This window comes from Mesorhizobium sp. L103C131B0 (assembly GCF_000502275.1).
In the GTDB taxonomy this organism is placed as follows: domain Bacteria; phylum Pseudomonadota; class Alphaproteobacteria; order Rhizobiales; family Rhizobiaceae; genus Mesorhizobium.
Genome location: NZ_AYXC01000002.1, coordinates 210,344 through 223,247 on the forward strand (window position 1 = coordinate 210,344; position 12,904 = coordinate 223,247).

Consider the following 12,904-nt stretch of genomic DNA (forward strand, 5'->3'; position numbering starts at 1 on the left):
GATCAGGCAATTAGAAGCTCAGACCGCCTTCACGGGCAGCCTCGGCCAGCGCCTTGACGCGGCCGTGATAGATATAGGCGCCGCGGTCAAAGACGACTTCCTTGACGCCGGCCTTCGAAGCACGCTCGGCGATCAGCTTGCCAACAGCGGCTGCTGCCTCGGTGTCGGCGCCGGTCTTGAGCGAACCCTTGAGGTCCTTCTCGAGTGTCGATGCAGCCGCGATGGTATGGCCTTTGGCATCGTCGATGACCTGCACGTAGATGTTCTTCGACGTGCGGTGAACCGAGAGACGCGGACGTTCGCCGGCGACCTTCTTGATCTGGCGGCGGACGCGCTGCGCGCGGCGCTGGATGGATTCCTTGGTAGCCATGATAGTCTTCCTTGCCTTCAAAAAACGGGGGCCGCCATGTGCGGTAGGCGAAAGCGCCTCCCGCGACCGCTCCCCGCGGCGTTGCACTTCTTTGGCTTGGCCTTTTCCGAAAAGTCTGCAACTTTTCGGGGCCAGGCCTACTACTTCTTCTTGCCTTCCTTGCGGACGATCTTCTCGCCGGCATAGCGGACACCCTTGCCCTTGTAGGGCTCGGGACCGCGATACTCGCGGATCTCGGCTGCAACCTGGCCGACCTGCTGCTTGTCGATGCCGGTCACGGTGATTTCCGTCGGCTTCGGCACGGTGATCGTGATGCCGGCCGGCGTCTCGTAAACGACGTCGTGGCTGAAGCCAAGCGCCAGCTGCAGGTTCTTGCCCTGGAGTGCCGCGCGATAGCCGACGCCGGTGATCTCGAGCTTCTTCTCGAAACCGTCCTTGACGCCCTGCAGGATGTTGACGATCTGCGTGCGCGACATGCCCCACTTGGAGCGGGCGGTCTTGGTCTGGTCACGCGGCTGGACAGCGATTTCGCTGCCTTCCATCTTGACCAGCACTTCGTCGTTCACCACGAACTTCAGCTCGCCCTTGGGGCCCTTCGCCGTCACGGTCTGGCCGTTGACGGTCGCGGTCACGCCCTGCGGCAGCGAAACGGGTTTCTTTCCAATACGAGACATTTGGTTGTCCTCGTCACTTCTCTTGTTTCAGGTCTGCCGAATTAGAAAATCTGGCAGAGGATTTCGCCGCCGACATTCTGTTCGCGTGCTTCGTGATCGGCCATCACGCCCTTCGGCGTCGAAAGGATGGCGATGCCGAGGCCGTTGGCGACGTGCGGGATCGACTTGGCCGAAACGTAAACGCGGCGGCCAGGCTTCGAGACGCGGGCGATTTCGCGCACGACCGGAGCACCGTCGAAATACTTCAGCTCGATTTCGATTTCGGACTTGCCGTTGTCGAAGTCGGTCTGGCTGTAGTCGCGGATATAGCCTTCAGCCTTCAGCACGTCGAGGACGCGGGTACGCAGGCGCGACGCCGGCGTCGAAACGCTCGACTTCTTACGGCCATACGCGTTGCGGATGCGGGTCAGCATATCGCCGAGAGGATCGCTCAATGACATGTTATGTCCTCCTTACCAGCTCGACTTGACCAGGCCCGGGATCTGGCCGTTATTGCCGAGATCACGAAGCGCGATGCGCGATACTTTGAGCTTGCGATAATAGGCGCGCGGACGGCCGGTAACTTCGCAGCGGTTGCGGATGCGGATCTTGGCCGAGTTGCGCGGCAGGGCAGCAAGCTTCAGCTGAGCGCGGAAACGCTCTTCCATCGGCTTGGACTGGTCCATGATGATCGCCTTGAGCGCTGCGCGCTTGGGACCGTACTGGTCGGCAAGCTTGCGGCGCCTGTTGTTCTTCTCGACTGAGCTGGTCTTTGCCATTTCAGATTTTTCCTTTTCTCGCTGCCGTTACTGGCGGAAGGGGAAGTTGAAGGCCTTGAGCAATGCCCTGGCTTCGTCGTCCGTCTTCGCAGTCGTACAAACGATGACGTCCATGCCCCAGATCTGATCAACCTTGTCGTAGTTGATCTCCGGGAACACGATGTGTTCCTTGATGCCCATGGCGTAGTTGCCACGGCCATCGAAGCTCTTCGGATTCAGTCCGCGAAAGTCGCGGACGCGCGGCAGTGCGATGTTCACGAGACGGTCGAGGAACTCGTACATGCGTTCCTTGCGCAGCGTGACCTTGGCGCCGATCGGCATCTTCTCGCGGACCTTGAAGCCGGCGATCGAATTACGGGCGCGGGTGACGACGGCCTTCTGGCCGGCGATCATCGCCAGGTCTTCGGCCGCGATCGAAGGCTTCTTCGAATCCGCGGTCGCTTCGCCGACGCCCATGTTCAGCACGATCTTGTCGATGCGCGGAACCTGCATCTCGTTCTCGTAGCCGAACTGCTCCTGCAGCGCCTTGCGGATGGTCTCGTTGTAGACCTGCTTGAGGCGCGGCGTGTTCTGGGCCTTGGACTGTTTGCTTTCAGCCTTGGGCTTCGTGGTTTGAGCCTTAGCCATTGATGACTTCTCCCGAGCGCTTGGCGACGCGCACCTTCTTGCCGTCCTTCTGGAAGATGAAGCCGACGCGGGTCGGCCTGCCATCCTTGGGGTCGGCGAGCGCGATGTTCGACAGCTGGATCGGCGCTTCCTTGGTGATGATCCCGCCCTCTTGGGACTGGGACTGCTTCTGGTGACGACGGATCATGTTGACGCCGCGCACCAGCGCGGTGTCTTCCTTCGGCTGAACCGAGAGGACTTCGCCCGAACGGCCCTTGTCCTTGCCGGCCAGCACGACGACCTTGTCGCCTTTTCTAATCTTTTGCATTGGTCCGGCTCCTTACAGCACTTCAGGCGCGAGCGAGATGATCTTCATGTGGTTCTTGGCGCGGAGTTCGCGCGGAACCGGTCCGAAGATACGCGTGCCGATCGGCTCTTTCTTGTTGTCGACGAGAACGGCCGCGTTCTTGTCGAAACGGATCACGCTGCCGTCCGGGCGGCGGATGTCCTTGGCCGTGCGAACCACGACCGCCTTCATCACATCGCCCTTCTTAACGCGGCCGCGCGGAATGGCTTCCTTGATCGACACCACGATGATGTCGCCTACGGAAGCGTATTTCCGCTTCGAGCCGCCCAGCACCTTGATGCACATGACACGACGGGCGCCGGAATTATCCGCGACGTCGAGGTTTGTTTGCATCTGAATCATGACTGGCCGCCTTCTTCTCTTCTAACGGGACGGGCTCAAAGCCCCTCCCCGGTCTGTCCAAAATTCGGTTTGTTACGCCTGGTCCGAAGACACGACGATCCAGCGCTTGTCCTTGGAAATCGGCTTCGATTCCTGGATGAACACCTGATCGCCGACCTTGTGGGCGTTGTTCTCGTCGTGCGCCTTGTACTTCTTGGTCATGCGCACGGTCTTCTTCATCACGGGATGCGTGAAGCGCCGTTCGACCTTGACGACTACCGTCTTCTCGTTCTTGTCGCTGACGACAGTGCCCTGCAGAATGCGCTTTGGCATGATTTTCGTCCTTAAGCCTTCTTGGCCGCGGACTTTTCCGCAGCGATGGTCTTGATACGCGCAATGTCCTTGCGAACCTGCCGCACGCGCGCGGTCTTCTCGAGCTGGCCGGTGGCCTTCTGGAAGCGCAGGTTGAACTGCTCCTTCTTCAGGCTGGCCAGATCGTCGGTCAGCTGGTCCTGGGTCTTGGTCCGGATGTCTTCGGCTTTCATGATCAGCCCGTCCTTATTCTGCGATGCGCTGTACGAAGCGCGTCCTGACCGAGAGCTTGGCCGCGCCGAGACGCAGCGCCTCACGGGCGGTTTCTTCGTTGACGCCGTCGATCTCGAACATGATGCGGCCCGGCTTGACGCGCGCCGCCCAGTAATCGACAGCGCCCTTGCCCTTGCCCATGCGCACTTCAGTCGGCTTCGACGTCACCGGCACATCAGGGAAAATACGGATCCACACGCGGCCGGCACGCTTCATCTCACGAGTGATCGCGCGGCGGGCCGCCTCGATCTCACGCGCGGTGACGCGGTTCGGCTCAAGCGCCTTCAGCCCGAAACCACCGAAATCCAGGTTGGTGCCGCCCTTTGCGGTACCATGGATACGGCCCTTGAACTGCTTGCGGAACTTTGTGCGCTTTGGCTGCAGCATCGTTCTAACTCCAAATTCCTAAATAATCAGGCGTTTTCGCGACGACGACCGCGTTCGCGATCACCACCACCGCCATGCGCAGCATCACCCTCGGTCGCGCGACGCTCCGAAGCCATCGGATCGTGCTCGAGGATTTCGCCCTTGAACACCCAGACCTTGACGCCGCAGATGCCGTAAGCCGTATGCGCTTCGGCCGTGCCATAGTCGACATCGGCGCGCAGCGTATGCAGCGGCACGCGGCCTTCGCGGTACCATTCCATGCGTGCAATCTCTGCGCCGCCGAGACGGCCGGCGCAGTTGATGCGGATGCCTTCGGCGCCCAGGCGCATCGCCGACTGAACGGCGCGCTTCATGGCGCGGCGGAACGCGATACGACGCTCGAGCTGCTGGGCGATCGACTGGGCGACCAGGGTTGCGTCGATTTCCGGCTTGCGCACTTCAACGATGTTCAAGTGCGTCTCGGACTTCGTCATCTCCATCAGCTTCTTGCGAAGCTTTTCGATGTCGGCGCCCTTCTTGCCGATGATCAGGCCCGGGCGCGCCGCATGGATGGTGACGCGGCACTTCTTGTGCGGGCGCTCGATCACGACCTTGGAAATCGCAGCCTGCTTGAGTTCCTTTTCAAGATATTTGCGGATCTTGATGTCCTCATGCAGCAGCTTGCCGTACTCGCCGGTGTTCGCGAACCAGCGCGAATCCCAGGTGCGGTTGATGCCGAGGCGCAGACCGATCGGATTGACTTTCTGACCCATTATGCGGCCTCCCCTTTTTCTTCGACTTCACGAACGACGATCGTGAGGTGCGAGAACGGCTTTTCTATACGGCTGGCGCGACCGCGGCCACGAGCATGGAACCGCTTCATGACGATCGACTTGCCGACATAGGCTTCCGCCACGATCAGTGCATCGACGTCGAGGTCGTGGTTGTTTTCCGCGTTGGCGATCGCCGATTCCAGCGTCTTCTTGACCGTGCCGGAAATCCGCTTGGCCGAGAATTCGAGATCGGAAAGCGCTGTCGCGACCTTCTTGCCGCGGATCAGCGCGGCAACCAGGTTCAGCTTCTGCGGGCTGATACGGATCGTGCGCAGAACGGCGCGCGCTTCGTTGTCAGCAAGCCTGCGCGGAGCTTTGGCCTTGCCCATGATTATTTCCTCTTCGCCTTCTTATCCGCGCCGTGACCGTAATAGGTCCGGGTCGGAGCGAATTCACCGAACTTGTGACCGACCATGTCCTCGTTCACCGAGACGGGAACATGCTTCTGGCCGTTGTAGACACCGAAGGTGAAGCCGACGAACTGCGGCAGGATGGTGGAGCGACGGCTCCACATCTTGATCACCTCATTGCGACCACCTTCACGAACCTTGTCCACCTTCTTGAGAAGGTAGCCGTCGATGAAGGGGCCTTTCCAAATAGAACGAGTCACTTGGCGTTACCTCTTCTTAGCTCTTGCGCTGATGGCGCGAGCGCAGGATGAACTTGTCGGTCGCCNGTCGGTCGCCTTGTTGGACCGCGTCTTCTTGCCCTTGGTCGGCTTTCCCCACGGGCTGACCGGATGACGGCCACCGGAGGTGCGGCCTTCACCACCGCCATGCGGATGGTCGACCGGGTTCATGGTCACGCCGCGATTGTGCGGGCGCTTGCCGCGCCAGACCGTGCGGCCGGCCTTGCCGTCGTTGATGTTGCCGTGGTCGGGGTTCGACACGGCGCCGACGGTGGCCATGCAGGAGCCGTGAACGACCCGCTGCTCGCCCGAGTTGAGGCGCAGGATCGCCATGCCCTGGTCGCGACCGACCAGCTGTCCGTAGCCACCTGCCGAGCGGGCAACCTGGGCGCCCTTGCCCGGCTTCAGCTCGATGTTATGGACGATCGTGCCGACCGGCATCGAGGCCAGCGGCATCGCATTGCCTGGCTTCACGTCGACCGATTCACCGGCCACGATCTTGTCGCCGGCGGCAAGGCGCTGCGGAGCGATGATGTAGGACAGCTCGCCATCGTCATACTTGATCAGCGCGATGAAGGCGGTGCGGTTCGGATCGTATTCAATGCGCTCGACCGTGCCGACGACGTCGAACTTGCGGCGCTTGAAGTCGATGATGCGGTACGAACGCTTATGACCGCCGCCGATGAAGCGGGCCGTGATGCGGCCGTGATTGTTGCGGCCGCCCGACTTGGTCAGGCCTTCGGTCAGTCCCTTGACGGGCTTGCCCTTGTAGAGGCCCGAGCGGTCGACGATGACCAACTGGCGGGTGCTCGGCGTTACCGGGTTGAATTTTTTAAGTGCCATGTTTGTTGTCCTCGCGGCCTAGCTCAGAGACCCGTCGCGACGTCGATCGACTGGCCGTCGGCCAGTGTCACAATCGCCTTCTTGACGTCGCTCTGGCGGCCGATCGTGCCGCGGAAGCGCTTGATCTTGCCCTTGCGGACAAGCGTGTTCACGGCCGTAACCTTGACGCCAAACAGCGCTTCGACAGCGGCCTTGATTTCCGGCTTCGACGCCTTCTTGGCGACGTTGAAAACAACCTGGTTGTTCTCGGAAGCCATGGTCGACTTTTCCGTGATCGCCGGCGAGACGATCACGTCGTAATGACGGAGGTCGGTCATTTAAAGCGCTCCTCGAGAGCCTCGACGGCGGCCTTCGAAAGGACCAGCGTGCCGCGGCGCAGAATGTCGTAGACGTTGATGCCCTGGATGGGCAGCACGTCGATGTTCGGGATGTTGGTCGCCGCCAGCTTGAAGTTCTGGTCAAGCTCGGCACCGCCGATCACCAAGGCGTTGGTCAGGCCCAGTGTCGCGAAATTCGCGATCAGCGCCTTCGTCTTGGCCTCGGTCAGCTTCAGCTCGTCGATGATGATGATCGACGCGCTCTTGGCCTTGGCCGAGAGAGCATGCCGCAAGCCCAGAGCGCGCACCTTCTTCGGCAGATCGTGCTCGTGGCTGCGAACGACCGGGCCGTGGGCCTTGCCGCCGCCGCGGAACTGCGGAGCGCGTGCCGAATGGTGACGGGCGCGGCCCGTACCCTTCTGCTTGTACATCTTGGCGCCGGTGCGCGCGATTTCGGCGCGGCCCTTGGCCTTGTGCGTGCCCTGCTGCCGTTTGGCCAGCTGCCAGCGCACGACGCGCTGCAGGATGTCCTCGCGCGGATCAAGGCCGAAAATCTCCTCGGAGAGTTTCACCTTGCCGGCGTCCTTGCCGCCAAGCGTTGTGATCTTGAGATCCATTATTCTGCTCCCTCTGCGGCCGGAGCCTCGTTCTTGGCGCCACTCTCGGCGGCAACGGCGCGGATCGCGGCAGGCTTCGGCGCGTTGGCCGGCAGTGCCACCTTGGCCGCATCGCGGACCAGGATCCAGGCGCCCTTCGATCCGGGAACCGCACCGCGGATCAGGATCAGGCCGCGGTCGGCGTCGGTCGAAACGATCTCGACATTCTGTGTGGTGACGCGGGTGTCGCCCATGTGGCCAGCCATATGCTTGCCCTTGAACACTTTGCCCGGGTCCTGACGCTGGCCGGTCGAACCGTGCGTACGGTGCGAAACCGAGTTACCGTGCGTCGCGCGGCCACCACCCATGTGATGGCGCTTGATGACGCCCTGGAAACCCTTGCCGATCGTCGTGCCCGTCACATCGACCTTCTGGCCGGCGACGAAGTGCTCGACGGTGATCTCGGCGCCGACATCGATCATGTTGTCGGCGGAGACGCGGAACTCGGCGACCTTCGCCTTCGGCTCGACGGAAGCGGTCGCGAAATGGCCGCGCATCGCCTTCGACGTGTTCTTCACCTTGGCAAGGCCAACGCCGAGCTGGACGGCGGTATAGCCGTTCTTCTCCTGCGTGCGCTGAGCCACGACCTGGCAGTTCTCCATCTGGAGAACGGTGACGGGAACATGTTCCCCGGCATCATTATAGATGCGGGTCATTCCCACCTTCTTTGCAATCACACCTGAACGCATCGGTTCAATTCCTTTAGAGTTCCGGGCCAGGGGCACCGCCCCTTACCGCGCTCTCATTCCCTTAGAGCTTGATCTCGACGTCGACACCGGCGGCCAGATCGAGCTTCATCAAAGCATCGACCGTCTGCGGGGTCGGATCGACGATGTCGAGCAGACGCTTGTGCGTGCGCATCTCGAACTGCTCGCGGCTCTTCTTGTCGACGTGAGGCGACCGGTTGACCGTGAACTTTTCGATCCGCGTCGGCAGCGGAATGGGGCCGCGGACGTTTGCTCCGGTGCGCTTGGCCGTCGACACGATTTCTTTCGTCGAGGCGTCAAGCACGCGGTGATCAAACGCCTTCAGGCGGATGCGGATATTCTGTCCGTTCATGCGTCACTTCCTTGTTCTGGCGCGGCGCGGGCAAATCCTGCGCCCGCGACAGATCGGTTTAAGTCCAAATTACTCTTTGATGGTGACGACGATGCCGGCACCGACGGTGCGGCCGCCTTCACGGATGGCGAAGCGCAGCTTCTCTTCCATGGCGATCGGCACGATCAGCTCGACATCGACCGTGATGTTGTCGCCGGGCATAACCATTTCCGTGCCTTCCGGCAGCGACACGATGCCGGTCACGTCGGTCGTGCGGAAGTAGAACTGCGGACGGTAGTTGGTGAAGAACGGCGTGTGACGGCCACCTTCGTCCTTGGTCAGGATGTAGGCTTCGGCCACGAACTTCTTGTGCGGCTTCACCGTACCGGGCTTGGCCAGAACCTGGCCGCGCTCGACGCCTTCACGATCAACGCCGCGCAGCAGCGCGCCGATGTTGTCGCCGGCCTGGCCCTGATCGAGCAGCTTGCGGAACATCTCGACGCCCGTGCAGGTCGTCTTGGTCGTCGGGCGGATGCCGATGATTTCCAGTTCCTCGCCGACCTTGACGATGCCGCGCTCGACGCGGCCGGTCACGACCGTGCCACGGCCCGAGATCGAGAACACGTCTTCGATCGGCATCAGGAACGGCTTGTCCAGCGGACGAACCGGCGTCGGGATATAGGCATCGACCGCAGCCATCAACTCGCGGATCGCATCTTCGCCGATGGTCTTGTTGGAATCTTCCAGAGNGATATAGGCATCGACCGCAGCCATCAACTCGCGGATCGCATCTTCGCCGATGGTCTTGTTGGAATCTTCCAGAGCAGCCAGCGCCGAACCCTTGACGATCGGAATGTCGTCGCCGGGGAACTCGTTCTTCGACAGAAGCTCGCGAACCTCGAGCTCGACCAGTTCGAGCAGCTCGGCATCGTCGACCTGGTCGACCTTGTTCAGGAACACCACGATCGACGGCACGCCGACCTGACGGGCAAGCAGGATGTGCTCGCGGGTCTGCGGCATCGGGCCGTCGGCGGCCGACACGACCAGGATCGCGCCGTCCATCTGCGCAGCACCCGTGATCATGTTCTTCACATAGTCGGCGTGGCCGGGGCAGTCGACATGGGCGTAGTGGCGCGCTGCCGTCTCGTATTCGACGTGCGCCGTCGAAATCGTGATGCCGCGGGCCTTCTCTTCGGGCGCCGCATCGATCTGGTCANGTCTCGTATTCGACGTGCGCCGTCGAAATCGTGATGCCGCGGGCCTTCTCTTCGGGCGCCGCATCGATCTGGTCGTAGCGCTTGTACTCGCCAAAATACTTCGTGATCGCCGCCGTCAGCGACGTCTTGCCATGATCGACGTGGCCAATCGTGCCAATGTTCACATGAGGCTTGTTACGCTCGAATTTACCTTTTGCCATAGTCTCTTTCCTTGGACGGCCTTGACCTTCAGTTCAGTCGAATGCGGGGCGATTAGCGACTACGGCCGAAAAACACAAGTGCCTTGTGGCCGGGTGCGCTGTCCACTCGGTGCGAACCGATGATCCGATTGCGGGATGTGGCGCTGATATAGGAACGCGCGAGCGGAAATGAAATGGGGGCTGCGGGCTCCAGCACCTGTTTGCTATTCCCGCCCATGTCCTGTCCCGCCCATGTCCTGGCCTTTGCCTGCCGGATGTGCAGCCAGCGCCTGGCCCATTGCCGCTACGGCGGCGGTCTGATTTGGTTGCCCCATGCAATTCATACCGACCTCCATACGCGGCCCGCTGTTCATGATCGTTTCGACGGGGTCGTACCTCGTCAACGACACGATGATGAAACTCGCGACCGCGGGCTTGCCGTCCTATGAAGTGCTGTTCCTGCGCGGGGTCGCGGCCACGCTATGGGGCATGCCGCTGCTGTTCCTGCTGGGCTATGGCAGGCAGATTCCATTGATCTTCGACAAACGCGTGCTGCGCCGCAACCTGCTCGAGCTGGCGGCCATCCTTTGCTACGTCGTGGCGCTGGCCAACATGCAGATCGCCGATTCGACCGCACTCGGGCAGATCACCCCGCTTTTGATGCTGGTCGGCTCCTCCATCCTGTTCGGCGAACGGATCGGCGGCGTGCGCATGGCGCTGATCGGGCTTGGCTTCATCGGTGCGCTCATGGTGGCCCAGCCGACCATGCAGGGCATCTCGGTCTATGCGTTGCTGGCGCTCGGCAACGCGGCATTGGCGGCGGCGCGCGATCTTGCCGGCAGGCGGGTCGCGGCCGAGGTGCCGGGCATGATCGTCGCCATTTCCGCCGTCGTGGTGGTGCTGATCGGCGCGGGCGCCGCGCATCTCGTTTCCGAGCGCTGGGTGATGCCGGAAGCCCGGCACCTGCTGCTCATGGCCGGCGCCGGATTTTTCCTGATCTTCGGCCATTTCTTCATCTTCATGGCCTATCGCGTCGGTCCCACCGGCGTCGTGGCGCCGTTCTACTACTGCTTCACCGTCTGGGCGGTCATCTCAGGCGTTCTGGTGTTCGGCCAGTTCCCGAATGCCCTGGCGGTCTGCGGCATCCTGCTGGTGGTTGCGAGCGGNCTCAGGCGTTCTGGTGTTCGGCCAGTTCCCGAATGCCCTGGCGGTCTGCGGCATCCTGCTGGTGGTTGCGAGCGGGCTGACCATCGTCTCGCTTGATGAACGCAAGCGCAGGCTGACCGTCGTCGCCTGACCTTCAAGTCAACGCGTCGAAGCAGGTTTGGCCGTCCTGCGGTCAGCCAGTCGGCAGACTAGTGCCTAAAGCGTTCGCTTGCCGGAGAACTGGTGATAGGCCCACAGCACGACCACCGCGCCGATGATGGCGACGATCAGGCTCCAGATGTTGAGGCCGGTCACGCCCGTGGCGCCAAAGGCGCTGAAGATCAGCCCTCCGACGATGGCGCCGACAATGCCGAGCACGATATCCATGATCAGGCCCTGGCCGGTCTTGTTGACGATCTTGCTGCCGATAAAGCCGGCGATGACGCCGAGGATGATCCAGCTGATAATGCCCATTTTTCCTCTCCATTCCCCGCCCGCCGATCATGGTCACATGATTGTCAAAAGCTCAAGCCAACTTGAAATTCCGCCCGCATGGTCCATTGTAGCCGGCGGGACGGGCTTGGTCGTTATGGAGGATTGACCTATGGGACTCTTTGACAACGCCGTACCCGGCGGCAACATCACCAAACCGCTGATGATCGCGCTCGGCGCGCTTCTGGTGGGAAAGATGCTGAGCGGCAGAAGCGCCGAACAGACGAGTGCCGGAGAGACGGGCGAACCCGCTCAGCCTCAAACGCCAGCCCCCACCGGAACCACGGCCTCCAGCGACGGCGGCCTGCTCGGCGGACTGGGCGGACTGCTCGACAAGCTCAAGAATGCCGGCCAAGGCAATGTCGCTGACTCCTGGGTCGGCACCGGACAGAACCAGCCGATCAACGCCAATGATCTCGGCAAGGCGATCGGCCCGCAGGTCATTCGAGAGATCGCGCAAAGGACAGGACTGGACGAGCAGGAGTTGCTCAAGCAATTGTCCACAGCCCTGCCCGGCATTGTCGACAGACTGACGCCGAACGGACAGGTGCCGCAGCAACACCAGGTCGCGTCCGCCTTCAACAGCTAGACTTCTGCGCCTGCATCACGCGCAAACACGCCCGGCACCGCCTTGCGGCTGTCGGGCGTTGCTGCGACCAGCGCCGCGAACCGCCTGGCAGTCGACGCATCGACCGGCGTGTAGACGGAAACCGAGAAATCACTGTCGCGGCCGCCCGGCTGCAGCGTGGCGAAATCGAACGACATCGCGCCGGCGACAGGGTGCCGGATGGATTTCCGCCAGATCGGTGGCTCGGCGATGTCGCGGCTGTTCCAGCACGTGGCGAACGCTTCGCTTGCCGCTTCCAGTGACGAAACCAGCGCAGCCAGCACCGGATCGCGAGTCATGGCGACAGTGGCAAGCCGGAACTGCGCCGCCGCCGAGCGCGAAACCTCCGGCCAGTCGACAAAGCGCTGCCGCCATTCCAGGTCGAGAAACAGCCGGGCGAGCAGGCTGCCGGACCACTCATCATCCGTCTCGAAATCCCCAAGCAGCACCGCCGCCGGATGGTTACAGGCGACGACCTGCCAGTAGCGATTGACGACATATGCCGGGTGCGGCGCCAGCCCGTCGAGCAGGCTGAGCAACGGCGCGCTGGGCAGGCCTTGCGCGCCGAGCCGGTTTCGCCAATCGAGATCGGGCCGCGCCAATTGGAAGAGATAGGCCTGCTCCGACCGGCTCAGTCTCAGCACCCGCGCCAGCGAGCGAAGCACCTGCGGCGACGCGTTCACCTCCCGTCCCTGCTCGAGCCAGGTGTACCAGGTGGTGCTGATCCCCGCCTCGGCGGCGACCTCTTCGCGCCTGAGGCCCGGCGCCCGGCGGCGGCCATTGGCGCCATCGATCCGCGGCAAGCGGTCCCGCCGCTCGCGCAGGAAGCGGGCAAGCTCATCGTGCCGTGGGCCGTCGTATGGCATGCAGTCACCTCCGATACCAGTATAAGCTATAGTCT

At 62.2% G+C, this 12,904-nt stretch carries 21 protein-coding genes and 2 pseudogenes; 2 read left to right on the forward strand and 21 right to left on the reverse strand.

Features of this window, described 5'->3' with window-relative positions; genetic code table 11:
• Positions 1–10: 10 nt before the first annotated feature.
• The 19 genes and pseudogenes from rplR to X730_RS01000000164160 form a co-directional block, all read right to left on the reverse strand.
• Positions 11–370 (reverse strand): 50S ribosomal protein L18, encoded by a 360-nt coding sequence (gene rplR, locus X730_RS160160; RefSeq protein WP_023682602.1) that lies wholly within the window; start codon positions 368–370, stop codon positions 11–13.
• Between the two features lie 140 nt (positions 371–510).
• The gene (rplF, locus tag X730_RS160155) at positions 511–1,044 is read right to left on the reverse strand and encodes a 50S ribosomal protein L6 (protein WP_023682603.1); all 534 of its coding nucleotides are present in this window, start codon (positions 1,042–1,044) and stop codon (positions 511–513) included.
• Between the two features lie 41 nt (positions 1,045–1,085).
• Positions 1,086–1,484: a 30S ribosomal protein S8 gene (gene rpsH, locus X730_RS160150; RefSeq protein ID WP_006205453.1), complete on the reverse strand. Its 399-nt coding sequence runs from the start codon at positions 1,482–1,484 to the stop codon at positions 1,086–1,088.
• Between the two features lie 12 nt (positions 1,485–1,496).
• Complete coding sequence (gene rpsN / locus X730_RS160145) at positions 1,497–1,802, reverse strand: 30S ribosomal protein S14 (protein WP_010909282.1); 306 nt, start codon at positions 1,800–1,802, stop codon at positions 1,497–1,499.
• A gap of 27 nt (positions 1,803–1,829) precedes the next feature.
• Positions 1,830–2,429, reverse strand: coding sequence for a 50S ribosomal protein L5 (gene rplE, locus X730_RS160140; protein WP_023672755.1), 600 nt, complete (start codon positions 2,427–2,429; stop codon positions 1,830–1,832).
• Positions 2,422–2,736: a 50S ribosomal protein L24 gene (rplX, locus tag X730_RS160135; protein WP_023691245.1), complete on the reverse strand. Its 315-nt coding sequence runs from the start codon at positions 2,734–2,736 to the stop codon at positions 2,422–2,424. The genes rplE and rplX overlap by 8 nt, the downstream gene beginning before the upstream one ends.
• 12 nt (positions 2,737–2,748) lie before the next feature.
• Positions 2,749–3,117 carry a 50S ribosomal protein L14 gene (rplN, locus tag X730_RS160130; protein ID WP_006205457.1) on the reverse strand — a complete coding sequence of 123 codons (369 nt, stop codon included), beginning with the start codon at positions 3,115–3,117 and terminating at the stop codon, positions 2,749–2,751.
• 72 nt (positions 3,118–3,189) lie between these two features.
• Positions 3,190–3,429, reverse strand: a complete 240-nt coding sequence (gene rpsQ, locus X730_RS160125; RefSeq protein WP_010909280.1) for a 30S ribosomal protein S17 — start codon at positions 3,427–3,429, stop codon at positions 3,190–3,192.
• Between the two features lie 11 nt (positions 3,430–3,440).
• Positions 3,441–3,641: a 50S ribosomal protein L29 gene (gene rpmC, locus X730_RS160120; RefSeq protein WP_006205459.1), complete on the reverse strand. Its 201-nt coding sequence runs from the start codon at positions 3,639–3,641 to the stop codon at positions 3,441–3,443.
• Between the two features lie 13 nt (positions 3,642–3,654).
• Positions 3,655–4,068 carry a 50S ribosomal protein L16 gene (gene rplP / locus X730_RS160115; RefSeq protein WP_006205460.1) on the reverse strand — a complete coding sequence of 138 codons (414 nt, stop codon included), beginning with the start codon at positions 4,066–4,068 and terminating at the stop codon, positions 3,655–3,657.
• 26 nt (positions 4,069–4,094) lie between these two features.
• Positions 4,095–4,820, reverse strand: a complete 726-nt coding sequence (gene rpsC / locus X730_RS160110) for a 30S ribosomal protein S3 (protein WP_023672753.1) — start codon at positions 4,818–4,820, stop codon at positions 4,095–4,097.
• Positions 4,820–5,209 (reverse strand): 50S ribosomal protein L22, encoded by a 390-nt coding sequence (gene rplV, locus X730_RS160105; protein WP_006205462.1) that lies wholly within the window; start codon positions 5,207–5,209, stop codon positions 4,820–4,822. The genes rpsC and rplV overlap by 1 nt, the downstream gene beginning before the upstream one ends.
• Positions 5,210–5,211: 2 nt before the next feature.
• On the reverse strand, positions 5,212–5,490 hold the full coding sequence (gene rpsS / locus X730_RS160100; protein ID WP_006205463.1) for a 30S ribosomal protein S19: 279 nt from the start codon (positions 5,488–5,490) through the stop codon (positions 5,212–5,214).
• 16 nt (positions 5,491–5,506) lie between these two features.
• A pseudogene (rplB, locus tag X730_RS01000000164155) lies at positions 5,507–6,351 on the reverse strand (50S ribosomal protein L2).
• A gap of 23 nt (positions 6,352–6,374) precedes the next feature.
• A complete protein-coding gene (locus tag X730_RS160095; protein WP_023672751.1) occupies positions 6,375–6,668 on the reverse strand; it encodes a 50S ribosomal protein L23 in 294 nt (97 codons plus the stop codon).
• Entirely contained in the window at positions 6,665–7,285 is a 621-nt protein-coding gene (gene rplD / locus X730_RS160090; RefSeq protein ID WP_023672750.1) for a 50S ribosomal protein L4, read from the reverse strand. Before rplD ends, X730_RS160095 begins: the two co-directional genes overlap by 4 nt.
• Complete coding sequence (rplC, locus tag X730_RS160085) at positions 7,285–8,013, reverse strand: 50S ribosomal protein L3 (RefSeq protein WP_023682606.1); 729 nt, start codon at positions 8,011–8,013, stop codon at positions 7,285–7,287. Before rplC ends, rplD begins: the two co-directional genes overlap by 1 nt.
• Positions 8,014–8,074: 61 nt before the next feature.
• Positions 8,075–8,383, reverse strand: coding sequence for a 30S ribosomal protein S10 (gene rpsJ / locus X730_RS160080; RefSeq protein WP_010909272.1), 309 nt, complete (start codon positions 8,381–8,383; stop codon positions 8,075–8,077).
• A 69-nt stretch (positions 8,384–8,452) separates the two neighbouring features.
• Positions 8,453–9,779, reverse strand: a pseudogene (locus X730_RS01000000164160) (elongation factor Tu).
• A gap of 312 nt (positions 9,780–10,091) precedes the next feature.
• Between X730_RS01000000164160 and X730_RS0133165 the strand changes: the two are divergent.
• Complete coding sequence (locus tag X730_RS0133165; protein WP_245261295.1) at positions 10,092–11,021, forward strand: DMT family transporter; 930 nt, start codon at positions 10,092–10,094, stop codon at positions 11,019–11,021.
• Between the two features lie 99 nt (positions 11,022–11,120).
• Here X730_RS0133165 and X730_RS160075 read toward each other — a convergent pair whose 3' ends face one another.
• Complete coding sequence (locus X730_RS160075; RefSeq protein WP_023688411.1) at positions 11,121–11,378, reverse strand: GlsB/YeaQ/YmgE family stress response membrane protein; 258 nt, start codon at positions 11,376–11,378, stop codon at positions 11,121–11,123.
• Positions 11,379–11,508: 130 nt separating this feature from the next.
• Here X730_RS160075 and X730_RS160070 point away from each other — a divergent pair, with 130 nt between their 5' ends.
• Complete coding sequence (locus X730_RS160070; RefSeq protein WP_023741371.1) at positions 11,509–11,985, forward strand: YidB family protein; 477 nt, start codon at positions 11,509–11,511, stop codon at positions 11,983–11,985.
• Here the strand turns inward: X730_RS160070 and X730_RS160065 are convergent.
• Positions 11,982–12,869 (reverse strand): helix-turn-helix transcriptional regulator, encoded by an 888-nt coding sequence (locus X730_RS160065; RefSeq protein ID WP_023691241.1) that lies wholly within the window; start codon positions 12,867–12,869, stop codon positions 11,982–11,984. The genes X730_RS160070 and X730_RS160065 overlap by 4 nt on opposite strands.
• Positions 12,870–12,904: the final 35 nt, after the last annotated feature.

Bases quoted from the DNA above. Each gene is read 5' to 3' on its own strand.
- rplR (WP_023682602.1), bottom strand. From the start codon at position 370: ATGGCTACCAAGGAATCCATCCAGCGCCGCGCGCAGCGCGTCCGCCGC.
- rplF (WP_023682603.1), bottom strand. From the start codon at position 1,044: ATGTCTCGTATTGGAAAGAAACCCGTTTCGCTGCCGCAGGGCGTGACC.
- rpsH (WP_006205453.1), bottom strand. From the start codon at position 1,484: ATGTCATTGAGCGATCCTCTCGGCGATATGCTGACCCGCATCCGCAAC.
- rpsN (WP_010909282.1), bottom strand. From the start codon at position 1,802: ATGGCAAAGACCAGCTCAGTCGAGAAGAACAACAGGCGCCGCAAGCTT.
- rplE (WP_023672755.1), bottom strand. From the start codon at position 2,429: ATGGCTAAGGCTCAAACCACGAAGCCCAAGGCTGAAAGCAAACAGTCC.
- rplX (WP_023691245.1), bottom strand. From the start codon at position 2,736: ATGCAAAAGATTAGAAAAGGCGACAAGGTCGTCGTGCTGGCCGGCAAG.
- rplN (WP_006205457.1), bottom strand. From the start codon at position 3,117: ATGATTCAGATGCAAACAAACCTCGACGTCGCGGATAATTCCGGCGCC.
- rpsQ (WP_010909280.1), bottom strand. From the start codon at position 3,429: ATGCCAAAGCGCATTCTGCAGGGCACTGTCGTCAGCGACAAGAACGAG.
- rpmC (WP_006205459.1), bottom strand. From the start codon at position 3,641: ATGAAAGCCGAAGACATCCGGACCAAGACCCAGGACCAGCTGACCGAC.
- rplP (WP_006205460.1), bottom strand. From the start codon at position 4,068: ATGCTGCAGCCAAAGCGCACAAAGTTCCGCAAGCAGTTCAAGGGCCGT.
- rpsC (WP_023672753.1), bottom strand. From the start codon at position 4,820: ATGGGTCAGAAAGTCAATCCGATCGGTCTGCGCCTCGGCATCAACCGC.
- rplV (WP_006205462.1), bottom strand. From the start codon at position 5,209: ATGGGCAAGGCCAAAGCTCCGCGCAGGCTTGCTGACAACGAAGCGCGC.
- X730_RS160095 (WP_023672751.1), bottom strand. From the start codon at position 6,668: ATGACCGACCTCCGTCATTACGACGTGATCGTCTCGCCGGCGATCACG.
- rplD (WP_023672750.1), bottom strand. From the start codon at position 7,285: ATGGATCTCAAGATCACAACGCTTGGCGGCAAGGACGCCGGCAAGGTG.
- rplC (WP_023682606.1), bottom strand. From the start codon at position 8,013: ATGCGTTCAGGTGTGATTGCAAAGAAGGTGGGAATGACCCGCATCTAT.
- rpsJ (WP_010909272.1), bottom strand. From the start codon at position 8,383: ATGAACGGACAGAATATCCGCATCCGCCTGAAGGCGTTTGATCACCGC.
- X730_RS160075 (WP_023688411.1), bottom strand. From the start codon at position 11,378: ATGGGCATTATCAGCTGGATCATCCTCGGCGTCATCGCCGGCTTTATC.
- X730_RS160070 (WP_023741371.1), top strand. From the start codon at position 11,509: ATGGGACTCTTTGACAACGCCGTACCCGGCGGCAACATCACCAAACCG.
- X730_RS160065 (WP_023691241.1), bottom strand. From the start codon at position 12,869: ATGCCATACGACGGCCCACGGCACGATGAGCTTGCCCGCTTCCTGCGC.